The organism is Citrobacter europaeus, assembly GCF_037482245.1.
Taxonomy (GTDB): Bacteria; Pseudomonadota; Gammaproteobacteria; order Enterobacterales; family Enterobacteriaceae; genus Citrobacter; species Citrobacter europaeus.
The window spans coordinates 1,878,368-1,892,442 of the sequence record NZ_CP148084.1; the positions used below are offsets into that span (position 1 = coordinate 1,878,368).

General features: G+C 50.8%; 11 protein-coding genes. All 11 read left to right on the plus strand.

Annotated elements, in window-relative coordinates; translation table 11 throughout:
* The first annotated feature begins 1 nt into the window (after position 1).
* The 11 genes from WHR59_RS08540 (at position 2) to galE (ending at position 14,052) form a co-directional block, all read left to right on the plus strand.
* The gene (locus tag WHR59_RS08540; protein ID WP_080624955.1) at positions 2–481 is read left to right on the plus strand and encodes a GDP-mannose mannosyl hydrolase; all 480 of its coding nucleotides are present in this window, start codon (positions 2–4) and stop codon (positions 479–481) included.
* Entirely contained in the window at positions 478–1,704 is a 1,227-nt protein-coding gene (wcaI, locus tag WHR59_RS08545; protein WP_338843821.1) for a colanic acid biosynthesis fucosyltransferase WcaI, read from the plus strand. Before WHR59_RS08540 ends, wcaI begins: the two co-directional genes overlap by 4 nt.
* Positions 1,704–3,140: a mannose-1-phosphate guanyltransferase gene (gene cpsB, locus WHR59_RS08550; RefSeq protein ID WP_221922659.1), complete on the plus strand. Its 1,437-nt coding sequence runs from the start codon at positions 1,704–1,706 to the stop codon at positions 3,138–3,140. Before wcaI ends, cpsB begins: the two co-directional genes overlap by 1 nt.
* Before the next feature lie 126 nt (positions 3,141–3,266).
* A complete protein-coding gene (gene cpsG / locus WHR59_RS08555) occupies positions 3,267–4,637 on the plus strand; it encodes a colanic acid biosynthesis phosphomannomutase CpsG (RefSeq protein WP_338843822.1) in 1,371 nt (456 codons plus the stop codon).
* 54 nt (positions 4,638–4,691) lie between these two features.
* Positions 4,692–6,086: an undecaprenyl-phosphate glucose phosphotransferase gene (gene wcaJ, locus WHR59_RS08560; protein WP_043016870.1), complete on the plus strand. Its 1,395-nt coding sequence runs from the start codon at positions 4,692–4,694 to the stop codon at positions 6,084–6,086.
* A gap of 1 nt (position 6,087) precedes the next feature.
* A complete protein-coding gene (gene wzxC / locus WHR59_RS08565; protein WP_087052551.1) occupies positions 6,088–7,566 on the plus strand; it encodes a colanic acid undecaprenyl disphosphate flippase WzxC in 1,479 nt (492 codons plus the stop codon).
* 63 nt (positions 7,567–7,629) lie between these two features.
* Positions 7,630–8,910: a colanic acid biosynthesis pyruvyl transferase WcaK gene (wcaK, locus tag WHR59_RS08570; protein ID WP_043016868.1), complete on the plus strand. Its 1,281-nt coding sequence runs from the start codon at positions 7,630–7,632 to the stop codon at positions 8,908–8,910.
* Positions 8,907–10,127 (plus strand): colanic acid biosynthesis glycosyltransferase WcaL, encoded by a 1,221-nt coding sequence (gene wcaL / locus WHR59_RS08575; RefSeq protein ID WP_087052552.1) that lies wholly within the window; start codon positions 8,907–8,909, stop codon positions 10,125–10,127. The genes wcaK and wcaL overlap by 4 nt, the downstream gene beginning before the upstream one ends.
* Before the next feature lie 11 nt (positions 10,128–10,138).
* On the plus strand, positions 10,139–11,533 hold the full coding sequence (gene wcaM, locus WHR59_RS08580; protein WP_172863159.1) for a colanic acid biosynthesis protein WcaM: 1,395 nt from the start codon (positions 10,139–10,141) through the stop codon (positions 11,531–11,533).
* Between the two features lie 165 nt (positions 11,534–11,698).
* On the plus strand, positions 11,699–12,592 hold the full coding sequence (gene galF / locus WHR59_RS08585; RefSeq protein ID WP_000609089.1) for a GalU regulator GalF: 894 nt from the start codon (positions 11,699–11,701) through the stop codon (positions 12,590–12,592).
* A 443-nt stretch (positions 12,593–13,035) separates the two neighbouring features.
* Positions 13,036–14,052, plus strand: a complete 1,017-nt coding sequence (gene galE, locus WHR59_RS08590; RefSeq protein ID WP_043016865.1) for a UDP-glucose 4-epimerase GalE — start codon at positions 13,036–13,038, stop codon at positions 14,050–14,052.
* Positions 14,053–14,075: the final 23 nt, after the last annotated feature.

Below are 14,075 nucleotides of genomic sequence, written 5' to 3' on the forward strand. Positions count from 1 at the left end.
TATGTTTTTACGTCATGAGGATTTTGCCACCGTTGTCCGTTCAACCCCGCTGATTTCCATCGATTTAATCGTGGAAAACGCCGACGGCGAATTTCTGCTCGGTAAGCGTCTCAATCGTCCGGCGCAGGGGTACTGGTTCGTGCCCGGCGGTCGGGTGCAAAAAGATGAATCGCTGCGCGTGGCCTTTGAGCGGCTTACTGAAGCTGAGCTGGGGTTACGTTTACCGCTGTCCGCTGCGGAGTTTTACGGTGTCTGGCAGCATTTCTATGACGACAACTTTTCCGGGGAGGATTTCTCAACGCATTACATCGTGCTGGGATTTCGTCTGCGGGTGTCGGAAAACGACCTGCACCTGCCTGACGTTCAACATGATGCGTACCGCTGGCTGGCAGATACACAGATTCTGGCCAGTGACCACGTGCACGACAACAGCCGGGCTTACTTCTGTGAAACGGCCCAGACCGGAGTACCCGGTCTATGAAGATCCTCGTGTATGGCATCAACTATTCACCGGAGTTGACCGGTATCGGCAAATACACCGGTGAAATGGTGCAGTGGATGGCGCAACAGGGGCATGACGTTCGGGTGATCACCGCGCCGCCTTATTATCCGCAGTGGAAGGTCAACGGTCGCTATTCGTCCTGGCGTTACCGTCGTGAAGAGGGTGACGCCATTGTCTGGCGTTGTCCGCTGTATGTGCCTGAGCAACCCTCTACGCTCAAACGGCTGCTGCATTTGGGCAGTTTTGCCCTGAGCAGTTTTTTCCCGCTGCTGGCGCAACGTCGCTGGAAGCCGGACCGCATTATCGGCGTGGTGCCGACGCTGTTTTGTACGCCGGGCATGCGTCTGCTGGCAAAACTTTGTGGCGCGCGCACGTTGTTGCACGTTCAGGATTACGAAGTCGATGCCATGTTGGGACTTGGCATGGCGGGCACAGGCAAGCGTGGCGTGGTGGCAAAACTGGCCAGCGCCTTTGAGCGCAGTGGGCTGTTGAATATGGATCATATTTCGACCATCTCCCGGACCATGATGCACAAAGCCATGGAAAAAGGCGTTGCGCCGCACAAAGTTATTTTCTTTCCAAACTGGTCGGAAGTGGCACGTTTTCGTGGCGTGAACGATACCGATGCCCTGGCGTTGCGTCAGCAACTGGGCTTGCCTGTCTCCCAAAAGATCGTTCTTTACTCGGGCAATATCGGTGAAAAGCAGGGGCTGGAGAGCGTGGTTGACGCAGCTGTACTGTTGAGCGAACAGCCCTGGCTGTTTGTGATTGTCGGGCAGGGCGGTGGTAAAGCGCGGCTGGAGAGTATGGTCAGTGAACGCGGCCTGAACAATGTGATGTTCTTTCCACTGCAATCTTATGACGCGCTGCCGGCATTGCTCAAGATGGCGGATTGTCATCTGGTGGTACAAAAGCGCGGTGCGGCGGATGCCGTACTGCCCTCCAAACTGACCAATATCCTCGCCGTTGGCGGTAACGCGGTCATTACCGCCGAGCATGAAACCGAGTTGGGTCAGCTTTGTGACACTTATCCTGGCATTGCGGTGTGTGTGGAGCCGGAGTCGGTTAACGCGTTGGCCTGTGGTATTCAACGGGCGCTGATGATGCCAAAAGTGAACACGATGGCACGTGATTATGCCGAACGCACGCTGGATAAAGAAAACGTGCTGAGTCAATTTATTGCTGATATTCGGGGTACATGATGAGTCAAAGCAAACTCTTTCCGGTAGTGATGGCCGGTGGCTCGGGTAGCCGTTTATGGCCATTGTCCCGCGTGCTGTATCCAAAGCAGTTCCTGTGCCTGAAAGGCGATCTCACCATGCTGCAGACAACGATCTGCCGTCTGAACGGCGTGGAGTGCGAAAGTCCGGTGGTTATCTGTAATGAACAACACCGTTTCATTGTAGCGGAACAGCTACGGCAACTGCACAAACTGACTGAGAACATTATTCTCGAACCTGCCGGGCGTAACACGGCACCGGCGATAGCGCTGGCCGCGCTGGCGGCAAAACGTCAAAGTCCGGGTGAAGATCCGCTGCTGCTGGTACTGGCAGCCGATCACATGATTGCTGACGAAGAGGCATTTCGCGAGGCGGTTCGTAATGCGATGCCCTATGCCAGTGCGGGTAAGCTGGTGACGTTTGGTATCGTGCCAGACCAGCCGGAGACCGGCTACGGCTATATCCGTCGTGGCGAGGTTTCACCGACGAATACCGACGCCGTGGCTTTTGAAGTGGCGCAGTTTGTTGAAAAGCCCAATCTGGAAACCGCGCAGGCTTACGTGGCGAGCGGCGACTACTACTGGAACAGCGGCATGTTTTTATTCCGCGCCGGGCGTTATCTGGAAGAACTGAAAAAATATCGTCCCGATATTCTTGAGGCCTGCGAAAACGCCATGAGTACGGTTGACCCCGATCTCGATTTTATCCGCGTTGATGAACAGGCGTTTCTCGCCTGCCCGGAAGAGTCTGTGGACTATGCGGTTATGGAACGTACGGCCGATGCGTTGGTGATGCCAATGAACGCAGGCTGGAGCGATGTTGGCTCCTGGTCATCATTGTGGGAAATCAGCGCCCATACCGCTGAAGGTAATGTGCATCACGGCGACGTCATTAGCCATAAAACGGAGAATAGCTATGTGTATGCCGAATCTGGCCTGGTGACGACCGTCGGGGTGAAAGATCTGGTGGTGGTGCAGACCAAAGACGCAGTGCTGATAGCCGATCGCAACGCGGTGCAGGACGTTAAAAAAGTGGTAGAGCAAATTAAAGCTGACGGACGTCATGAGCACCATATTCACCGTGAAGTTTATCGCCCATGGGGCAAGTACGATTCTATTGATGCCGGAGACCGTTATCAGGTGAAGCGAATTACCGTCAAACCCGGTGAGGGATTGTCCGTGCAGATGCATCATCACCGGGCTGAACACTGGGTTGTGGTGGCTGGCACCGCAAAGGTGACGATTAATGATGATATCAAGCTGCTCGCTGAAAACGAGTCTGTCTATATTCCGCTGGGCGCGACCCATTGTCTGGAGAACCCCGGGAAAATCCCACTCGATCTGATTGAGGTGCGCTCCGGATCTTATCTCGATGAGGATGATGTCGTGCGGTTTGCGGACAGATACGGGCGCGCTTAACACAACATCCTCGTTGCCGGATGGCGGCGTGTACGCCTTATCCGGCCTACAAACGAACGGTTAGTCATTTTTGAAAAATATCTCCAGTCAGGAGAGGGCTAACTGTTGCCTGAAGAAGGGTAAATCATGACGAAATTAACCTGTTTCAAAGCCTATGACATTCGCGGCAGGCTGGGCGAAGAACTAAATGAAGAGATTGCGTGGCGTATTGGCCGCGCTTACGGCGAGTTCCTGAAGCCAAAAACGATTGTTCTGGGTGGCGACGTGCGCCTGACCAGCGAGACGCTAAAGCTGGCGCTGGCAAAAGGGCTGCAGGATGCGGGGGTGGATGTGCTGGATATTGGTATGTCGGGCACCGAAGAGATTTACTTCGCCACCTTTCATCTGGGCATTGACGGCGGTATTGAAGTGACCGCCAGCCATAATCCAATGAATTACAACGGCATGAAGCTGGTGCGGGAAGGGGCGCGCCCCATCAGCGGCGATACCGGTCTGCGCGACGTGCAGCGCCTGGCGGAAGTCAACGACTTCCCGCCGGTCGATGAGGCAAAACGTGGCCGCTACCAGCGTATTACTACCCGCGATGCCTACATCGACCACCTGTTAGGGTACATCAATCCCGGCAACCTGAAACCGATGAAGCTGGTGCTCAATTCCGGCAACGGCACGGCAGGTCCGGTGATTGACGCCATTGAAGCCCGTTTTAAGGCGCTGGGCGCACCGGTCGAATTTATCAAAATCCACAATACGCCGGATGGCAACTTCCCCAACGGTATTCCCAATCCTCTGCTGCCGGAATGTCGGGCTGACACGCGCAATGCGGTGATTAAACACGGCGCAGATATGGGGATTGCCTTCGATGGGGATTTTGATCGTTGCTTCCTGTTCGATGAAAAAGGTCAGTTTATTGAGGGTTACTACATTGTCGGCCTGCTGGCGGAAGCGTTTCTGGAGAAGAATCCGGGGGCGAAAATTATCCACGACCCGCGCCTGTCCTGGAATACCGTGGATGTGGTGACGGCGGCAGGCGGTAAACCGGTGATGTCAAAAACCGGGCACGCGTTTATCAAAGAGCGCATGCGTCATGAAGATGCCATTTATGGCGGTGAAATGAGTGCGCATCACTATTTCCGCGACTTTGCATACTGCGACAGCGGCATGATCCCGTGGCTGCTGGTGGCGGAGTTGCAGTGTCTGAAAGGACAGTCGCTGGGCGAACTGGTCCGCGACCGGATGGTGGCCTATCCGGCGAGTGGAGAAATAAACAGTACGCTGGCAGAGCCGGCGGCAGCGATTGCGCGCGTGGAGCAGCATTTTTCCCGTGAGGCGTTGACGGTGGACAGAACGGACGGTATCAGCATGTCGTTTGTCGACTGGCGCTTCAATTTACGCTCTTCCAATACTGAACCGGTGGTGCGTCTGAACGTGGAATCGCGCGGAGATATTCCGTTGATGGAAGCGCGAACGCGCACTCTTCTGGCGTTACTGAATCAGTAATGCCGGTGCTTCCTTTGCCCGATGATGGGCAAAGGGTGACTAACAGGAACCACGATGACACATCTAAAAAAGCGCGAACGCGCCAAAACCAATGCGTCGTTAATTTCGATGGTGCAACGCTTTTCAGATATCACCATCATGTTTGGCGGATTGTGGGTAGTCTGCGAATTAAGCGGTTTGCCTTTCCTGTATATGCACCTGCTGGTGGCGCTGATCACGCTGGTTGTTTTTCAGATGCTCGGGGGCATAACAGATTTTTATCGCTCCTGGCGTGGCGTCAAAATATCCACTGAGCTGGTGCTGTTGTTGCAAAACTGGACGTTGAGTCTGATTTTTTGCGCAGGTCTGATCGCCTTTAATAACGATTTCGATAACCGTCTCGCCGTCTGGCTGGCATGGTATCTCCTTTCAAGCGTCGGCCTGGTGTTGAGTCGTTCGTTTATTCGCTACGGCGCGGGGTGGCTGCGTAATCGTGGTTACAACACTCGCCGGGTGGCGGTGGCTGGCGACATGCCCGCCGGACAACTGCTGCTGGACAGTTTTCGCCATGAACCGTGGCTGGGATTTGAAGTAGCGGGTGTCTATCACGACCCCATCCCTGGAAAAAACTCTCGCGACTGGGCCGGTAATCTGCAGCAACTGGTGGATGACGCCAAATCCTCGCGTATTCATAACGTTTATATCGCCATGTCGATGAGCGATGGCGCCAGCGTAAAAAAACTGGTGCGCGATCTGGCCGACACCACCTGTTCGGTACTCCTCATTCCCGATGTCTTTACCTTCAATATCCTGCATTCACGGATTGAAGAGATGAACGGCGTTCCGGTGGTGCCGCTGTATGACACGCCGCTCTCGGGGATTAATCGCCTGTTAAAGCGTGCGGAAGATATCGTGCTGGCTTCACTGATCCTGCTGCTTATTTCCCCGGTGCTGTGTGGCATAGCGCTGCTGGTAAAACTGACCTCCAAAGGACCGGTGATTTTCCGCCAGACTCGCTATGGCATGGACGGAAAACCAATCAAAGTCTGGAAGTTTCGCTCAATGAAAGTGATGGAAAACGACGCTGTGGTGACGCAGGCGACGCAAAACGATCCGCGCGTAACTCCTGTGGGAAATTTCCTGCGCCGGACGTCGCTCGATGAACTGCCGCAGTTTATTAACGTGCTGACCGGGGGAATGTCTATCGTCGGGCCACGTCCGCATGCGGTGGCGCATAACGAGCAGTACCGCCAGTTGATTGAGGGGTACATGTTACGCCATAAGGTGAAACCGGGGATTACCGGCTGGGCGCAAATCAACGGCTGGCGTGGTGAAACCGATACGCTGGAAAAAATGGAAAAACGTGTGGAGTTTGACCTCGAATACATTCGCGAGTGGAGCGTGTGGTTCGATATCAAAATTGTTTTTCTGACAGTATTCAAAGGCTTTGTTAACAAAGCGGCGTACTAACATGAGCTTACGAGAAAAAACGCTTAACGGCGCTAAGTGGTCGGCGATTGCCACGGTGATCATTATTGGACTCGGACTTATTCAGATGACCGTCCTGGCGCGGATTATTGATAACCACCAGTTCGGGTTGTTAACCGTGTCGCTGGTGATCATTGCGCTGGCCGATACGTTGTCTGACTTTGGTATCGCCAACTCAATTATTCAGCGTAAAGAAATTGGCTATCTTGAACTGACCACGCTGTACTGGCTCAACGTTGGGCTGGGTATCGCGGTATGCGTGGCGATGTTTCTGTTGAGCGAGACGATTGCCCGTGTGCTCAATAACCCCGAACTTGCGCCGCTCATCAAAACCTTATCGCTGGCGTTTGTAGTGATACCGCACGGGCAGCAGTTTCGTGCGTTGATGCAAAAAGAGCTGGCCTTTAACAAAATCGGCATGATCGAAACCAGTTCGGTGCTGGCTGGTTTTATCTTTACCGTGGTCAGCGCCCATTTCTGGCCGCTCGCGCTGACCGCCATTCTTGGGTATCTGGTAAACAGTACGCTACGTACGCTGCTGTTCGGCTATTTTGGCCGTCGGATTTACCGCCCGGGGCTGCATTTTTCGCTGGCATCCGTTTCGTCGAATCTGCGTTTTGGCGCATGGCTGACGGCAGATAGCATCATCAATTACATCAATACCAATCTTTCCACGCTGGTTTTAGCCAGAACGTTGGGAGCTGGTGTGGCGGGTGGATTTAATCTTGCCTGGAACGTGGCGGTTGTCCCCCCGATCAAACTGAACCCGATTATTACCCGCGTCCTGTTTCCGGCTTTCGCCAAAATCCAGGACGACAGTGAAAAGCTAAAGGTGAATTTTTACAAACTGCTATCGGTGGTCGGGATTATCAACTTCCCGGCGCTGCTGGGATTAATGGTGGTGTCGAACAACGTAGTGCCTTTGGTGTTTGGCGAGAAGTGGAACGGCATTATTCCCGTCTTGCAACTGCTGTGCATCGTGGGTCTGCTGCGCTCGGTGGGGAATCCAATAGGATCGCTTTTGATGGCGAAAGCGCGGGTTGATATCAGTTTCAAGTTTAATGTGTTCAAAACCTTTCTGTTTATTCCAGCCATTTTTATCGGTGGTCATCTTGCCGGGGCGATTGGCGTGACGCTGGGCTTTTTGCTGGTTCAGGTGATTAACACGATCCTCAGCTATTTCGTGATGATCAAGCCTGTTCTTGGCCCCAGCTACCGCCAGTACATGCTCAGTCTTTGGTTGCCGTTGTATCTCTCTTTACCCACCCTTGTGGTGAGCTATGCGCTGGGCTTAACGCTGCGCAGCCACCTGCCATTAGGCGCGTTGCTGGGGATGCAGATTGTGGCAGGTGCGCTGGTATTTGCGGTGATGATTGTGCTGTCGCGCCATCCGCTGGTGGTGGAAATAAAACGCCAGCTTTGTCGCAGTGAAAAAATGAAAACCTTGCTTCGTGCAGGATGAATTGTGCTTGTTGCATGCCGGAGGGCGAGAGCCGCCCTCCGGCAATGATTAGAAGAGGTCAGAATGAAATTACTAATTTTAGGCAACCATACCTGTGGGAACCGTGGGGATAGCGCGATTCTGCGCGGTTTGCTGGATGCCATTACCGCCTTGCGTCCCGAGACTGAAGTGGATGTGATGAGCCGTTACCCGGTGAGCTCCTCATGGTTGCTGAACCGCCCGGTGATGGGCGATCCGCTGTATTCGCAGATGAAGCAGCACAATAACGCAGCGGGCGTCATGGGGCGCGTGAAGAAAGTGCTGCGTCGTCGCTATCAGCACCAGGTACTGCTCTCGCGCGTCACTGATTCCGGTAATCTGCGCAATATCGCTATCGCCCAGGGATTTACCGATTTTGTTCGTCTGCTGTCGCGCTACGACGCCATTATCCAGGTCGGCGGATCGTTTTTTGTTGATCTGTATGGCGTACCGCAGTTTGAACATGCCCTGTGTTCGTTTATGGCAAAAAAACCGCTGTACATGATTGGCCACAGCGTGGGGCCATTCCAGGATGAGCAGTTTAACCAACTGGCGAACTACGTATTTGGACACTGTAATGCGCTGATTTTGCGTGAGTCCGTCAGTCTGGAACTGATGAAGCGCAGTGCAATAAACACGGATAAAGTCGAAACCGGGGTGGATACCGCCTGGCTGGTAGATAACCATCATGAGGATTATGAACCCGGTTATGCCGTCCAGCATTGGTTAAAAATGGCGGCTAAACAGAAGACGGTTGCCATAACGTTGCGTGAGTTGGCTCCTTTTGATAAACGCCTGGGGACAACGCAGCAGGCCTATGAGCAAGCCTTTGCCGGAGTGGTGAATCGCATCCTCGATGAAGGTTACCAGGTGATTGCACTGTCAACCTGCACCGGTATTGATAGTTACAACAAAGATGATCGCATGGTGGCGTTAAACCTGCGCCAGTATGTTAACGACCCGGCCCGGTATCACGTGGTGATGGATGAACTCAACGATCTGGAAATGGGGAAAATTTTGGCTGCCTGCGATCTGACGGTGGGGACTCGCTTGCACTCTGCCATCATCTCAATGAATTTTATGACGCCAGCCATCGCCATTAACTACGAGCATAAATCGGCAGGGATTATGCAACAGTTGGGGTTACCAGAGATGGCCGTCGATATTCGCCATCTGCTCGATGGTAGTCTGGAAGGGAAGGTCGCCGATGCTCTCGGACAGCTACCTGAGCTGCGCATACGTCTCGGCGACGCGGTTACGCGTGAGCGCGAACGCGGGGTGAGCATGGTGCAGTCGGTTTTATCGCGTATTGAGGGGGAAAAATGAAGATTGGCTTTTTCCTGCTTAAATTTCCGCTCTCCTCTGAGACCTTTATCCTCAATCAGATTACCGCATTTATCGATATGGGCTACGACGTGGAGATTGTCGCGTTGCAGAAGGGCGATCTTGAAAATACCCATGCTTCATTTAATACCTACCGTCTGGGTGAAAAAACGCGCTGGTTACTGAATGAACCACAGAGCAAGCTGGCGAAGCTGAAGTATAGAGCGGCGGCGACGCTGCACGGGATTACCCGCGCAGCCACCTGGAAAGCGCTTAATGTGGCACGCTATGGCGATGAGGCGCGCAATCTGATTTTAGCGGCCATTTGTGGTGGGAATCCACGGGCGTTTGAGGCGGATGTCTTTATCGCTCATTTTGGACCTGCAGGCGTAACGGCCGCCAAACTGCGTGAGCTTGGGGTGATCCGCGGAAAAATCGCCACGGTATTTCACGGCGTTGATGTTTCGCATCGGGATGTGCTTGCTCACTATACCCCTGAATATCAGCAGCTGTTTCAACGTGGAGATTTGATGTTACCCATCAGTAATCTCTGGGCTGGACGTTTAAAAAACATGGGGTGCCCGCCGCAAAAAATCGCGGTTTCCCGTATGGGTATCGACATGACACGTTTTACGCCTCGTCAACTGAAAGCCCCAGCCGCACCGCTGGAGATTATCTCTGTCGCCCGGTTAACCGAGAAAAAAGGACTGCATGTCGCCATCGAAGCCTGTCGGCAGTTGAAAGAGCAGGGCGTCTTATTTCGCTACCGCATTCTTGGCATTGGTCCCTGGGAGCGTCGTTTGCGTACGCTTATCGAGCAATTTCAGCTTGATGATGTGATTGAGATGCCCGGCTTTAAACCCAGTCATCAGGTAAAGGAGATGCTTGAGCAGGCGGATGTATTTTTGCTGCCGTCGATCACCGGAAGGGATGGCGATATGGAGGGTATCCCAGTGGCGCTGATGGAGGCGATGGCAGTGGGGATCCCGGTCATTTCTACCGTCCACAGTGGGATCCCGGAGCTTGTCGAGTCGGGTAAATCTGGCTGGCTGGCACCGGAAAATGACGCGCAGGCTCTGGCAGAGAGATTAGCGGCATTTAGCCTACTCGATAGTGAGCAGGTGCAACCGATTGTGCAGTGCGCGCGCGAAAAAATTGAAAAAGAATTTAATCAATTAGCGATCAATAAACAGTTAGCCAGTCTGCTACAAACGATGTAAATCGAGGTTGTATGTCAGAGAACAAACTCTCACGCCGTACTTTTCTGACGGCAGGCTCTGCGCTTGCCGTGCTGCATTTTCCCGTTGTCCGGGCGCTTGAATCAACGGTCAGCGTCAACATTCAGGATTACAACCCAAATGATTGGGTCGCTTCTTTCCGGCAGGCGTTCAAAGAAGGACAAACTGTCGTCGTGCCAAAAGGACTGGAATGTAAGGATCTTAATACCGCTATCGTTATTCCCCCTGGCAAAACACTATCTGTGCAAGGTCGAATAAGCGGTAATGGCCGTGGCCGCTTTGTTCTGCAGGATGGATGTAAGGTGCTGGGCGAGCAGGGCGGGAATCTGAGGAATGTTACCCTGGATGTACGGGGATCGGACTGCGTGATAAAAGGGATTGCCATGAGTGGTTTCGGCCCGGTGACGCAAATCTATATCGGCGGAAAAACCTCAAGGCTGATGCGCAATCTGACTATCGATGATATTACCGTCACGCGCGCTAACTACGGGATCCTGCGACAGGGTTTTCATAACCGTATGGATGGTGTGAAGATTACCCACTGCCGTTTTAGCGATCTTCAGGGCGATGCTATTGAGTGGAATGTGGCGATTAACGACAGCAACATCCTCATTTCTGACCACGTCATCGAACGTATCAACTGTACCAACGGCAATGTGAACTGGGGCATAGGCATCGGGCTGGCGGGCAGTACCTATGACAATACCTATCCCGATGAGCTGGCGATAAAAAACTTTGTCGTGGCGAACATCACTGGTACCGACTGTCGACAGTTAGTCCATGTGGAGAACGGCAAGCATTTTATCATTCGTAATATTACCGCGCGAAATATCACCCCGGATTTCAGTAAGAAAGCGGGCATCGATAATGCAACGGTCGCTATTTATGGATGTGATAATTTCGTCATTGATAATATCAATATGGAAAATAGCGCGGGTATGCTCATTGGTTATGGCGTTATCAAAGGGCGATATTTATCCATTCCACAAAACTTTAAGTTGAATAATATCCACCTCGATAACACCAAACTTGAATACAAATTACGCGGCATTCAGATCTCATCGGGTAATGCAACATCATTCGTGGCCATTACCAACGTGGAGATGAAGCGCGCCACGCTTGAGTTGCACAACCAACCACAGCATCTTTTCTTGCGTAACATCAGGGTGATGCAGCAATCTGTAACAGGACCCGCGCTTAAGATGCACTTCGATCTCCGCAAGGATGTGCGCGGCAAGTTTATGGCTAAACAGGACACATTGCTCTCACTGGCAAATGTCCATGCGGTAAACGAAACGGGACAAAGTTCAGTTGACATTGACCGCATAAACCATCAGGTGGTGAATGTTGAAGCGGTGAATTTTCGACTACCAGGGAAGGGGGGGTAACTTTGCGACCATTCCTGGCTAAAGTTGCACCTCCCTGGGATTAAGATTACTGCATTCCGCAGTTAAGCGGCGTAACATACGCTGCATCGGAGTAATGTAATTCATACTGGCTAAAACAAGCTAAAAAGCTATAATTCAGCAACAATTGAATAGGTGAATGACTTAATGATTAATTTGAAAGCAGTTATTCCGGTAGCAGGTCTGGGGATGCACATGTTGCCTGCCACGAAGGCAATCCCTAAAGAGATGCTGCCGATCGTAGACAAGCCGATGATTCAATACATTGTCGACGAAATTGTAGCTGCAGGTATCAAAGAAATCGTTCTGGTGACTCATGCGTCTAAGAACGCGGTTGAGAACCACTTCGACACCTCTTACGAACTCGAATCGTTGCTTGAGCAGCGTGTTAAGCGCCAGCTTTTAGCCGAGGTGCAGTCTATTTGTCCCCCTGGCGTGACCATTATGAACGTTCGTCAGGCTCAGTTGCTGGGCTTGGGTCATTCCATTCTTTGCGCTCGCCCAATTGTTGGGGATAACCCGTTTGTCGTCGTATTACCGGACGTCGTTCTGGATACCGCGAGTGCAGATCCTCTGCGCTACAACCTGGCTGCCATGGTGGCTCGTTTTAATGAAACCGGGCGTAGTCAAGTGCTGGCAAAACGTATGGAAGGCGATCTGTCCGAATACTCGGTTATTCAGACCAAAGAGCCTTTGGACAACGAAGGCAAAGTCAGCCGGATCGTTGAATTTATTGAAAAGCCGGATCAACCGCAGACGCTGGATTCCGATCTGATGGCAGTAGGGCGTTATGTGCTGTCTGCTGATATTTGGGCCGAATTAGAGCATACCCAACCTGGCGCATGGGGACGTATTCAGTTGACGGATGCCATCGCAGAGCTGGCTAAAAAACAGTCTGTTGATGCCATGCTGATGACAGGCGATAGCTACGACTGCGGTAAGAAAATGGGTTACATGCAGGCATTCGTTAAGTACGGACTGCGCAACCTGAAGGAAGGGCCTAAGTTCCGTAAGAGCATTGAGAAGTTGCTCGGGGAATAATCAAGACAACAGATTATTTATATTGGTAATACTTCATATTAAATGGCAGGGGAAGTCTCTTGATGCTATCGGTAGACAGCATGACTCTACTGCCTTTTTTTTGATAAAAATCAAGCAGTAAAAAAATCAATGTTCTACCTTTTCTTATAGCAAAAATCGATTTTTCCTTGTTTCTTAGTGAGATTAATACGACAATATTTGGAATGTTCTGGGGCTAAATGTGTCAAAATGTAATCGATAATTGACAGGTTGAGCCCCGCAAAAATTGGAGTGTACAGTAGACTGGTAGCTGTTGAGCCAGGGGCGGTAGCGTGTCTGAACAAATTAACATTTCGGTGTTAAAATAAGATAACGTTATGTTAAAGGCTAATTTACAAAATATATAAGATCAAATAATTGAACACGTAATTAGCATAAAAGATTAATACAATTTCGGAGACTTCATGACTATACTTGTGACAGGTGGCGCTGGTTATATTGGTTCACATACCGTTTTACAATTAATTGAGGGCGGGTATGATGTGGTTGTACTTGATAACCTGAGTAATTCATCCCAAGAGTCACTTCATCGCGTTGGGTCTTTGGTTTCGAAAAATATTCCATTCATTAAAGCTGATATCAACGATAAACAAAAGCTTGAAGAAGTTTTTAAAAACTACGATATTGATGCAGTGATTCATTTTGCAGGATTAAAATCTGTTGGTGAATCAGTAAAGAAACCACTGGAATATTACATTAATAATGTCAGTGGAACCCTCACTCTGCTTGAAGTTATGAAGCAAGCAAATGTTTACAAATTCATTTTTAGTTCGTCTGCGACTGTTTATGGTAATCATTCTCCAGTTCCCAACCTGGAGGAATATCCTATTGGAAATGCTTCATGCCCCTATGGAACTACTAAAGTCATGCTGGAGCAGATTTTATCAGACTATGCGAAATCTGATGATAAATTAAAAATTATTGCTCTGCGTTATTTTAATCCTACAGGTGCACATCCTAGTGGCCTTATTGGGGAAGATCCGAACGGCATTCCAAACAATCTTGTTCCTTATATTTCTCAAGTTGCTATTGGCAAATTGGAAAAACTGTCCGTTTATGGTGGCGATTATGAAACTATTGATGGAACAGGAGTACGCGACTTTATCCATGTAGTAGATCTTGCAGCAGGCCATGTTAGTGCTTTAAGGTATATCGATAAATTGCAAGGATATGACATTTTTAATCTTGGTACCGGCACTGGTGTCTCAGTTTTACAAGTAATTGATGCCTTTGAAAAAGCAAGTAACCAGAAAGTTAATTATGAAATTGTCGCCAGACGTGAGGGCGATATAGGATCTTCTTGGGCTGATGTATCTAAAGCAGAAAGGATTTTAGGCTGGAAATCCAGGTACAATATTGAAGATATGATGGTCCATACCTGGAATTGGCAAAAACAAAACCCTAATGGCTATGGAAGCTAGTACCAATCTATTTAATATTATAA

Excerpts from the sequence above, each read along its gene's own strand:
- WHR59_RS08540 (WP_080624955.1), top strand. The coding sequence starts at position 2 with ATGTTTTTACGTCATGAGGATTTTGCCACCGTTGTCCGTTCAACCCCG.
- wcaI (WP_338843821.1), top strand. The coding sequence starts at position 478 with ATGAAGATCCTCGTGTATGGCATCAACTATTCACCGGAGTTGACCGGT.
- cpsB (WP_221922659.1), top strand. The coding sequence starts at position 1,704 with ATGAGTCAAAGCAAACTCTTTCCGGTAGTGATGGCCGGTGGCTCGGGT.
- cpsG (WP_338843822.1), top strand. The coding sequence starts at position 3,267 with ATGACGAAATTAACCTGTTTCAAAGCCTATGACATTCGCGGCAGGCTG.
- wcaJ (WP_043016870.1), top strand. The coding sequence starts at position 4,692 with ATGACACATCTAAAAAAGCGCGAACGCGCCAAAACCAATGCGTCGTTA.
- wzxC (WP_087052551.1), top strand. The coding sequence starts at position 6,088 with ATGAGCTTACGAGAAAAAACGCTTAACGGCGCTAAGTGGTCGGCGATT.
- wcaK (WP_043016868.1), top strand. The coding sequence starts at position 7,630 with ATGAAATTACTAATTTTAGGCAACCATACCTGTGGGAACCGTGGGGAT.
- wcaL (WP_087052552.1), top strand. The coding sequence starts at position 8,907 with ATGAAGATTGGCTTTTTCCTGCTTAAATTTCCGCTCTCCTCTGAGACC.
- wcaM (WP_172863159.1), top strand. The coding sequence starts at position 10,139 with ATGTCAGAGAACAAACTCTCACGCCGTACTTTTCTGACGGCAGGCTCT.
- galF (WP_000609089.1), top strand. The coding sequence starts at position 11,699 with ATGATTAATTTGAAAGCAGTTATTCCGGTAGCAGGTCTGGGGATGCAC.
- galE (WP_043016865.1), top strand. The coding sequence starts at position 13,036 with ATGACTATACTTGTGACAGGTGGCGCTGGTTATATTGGTTCACATACC.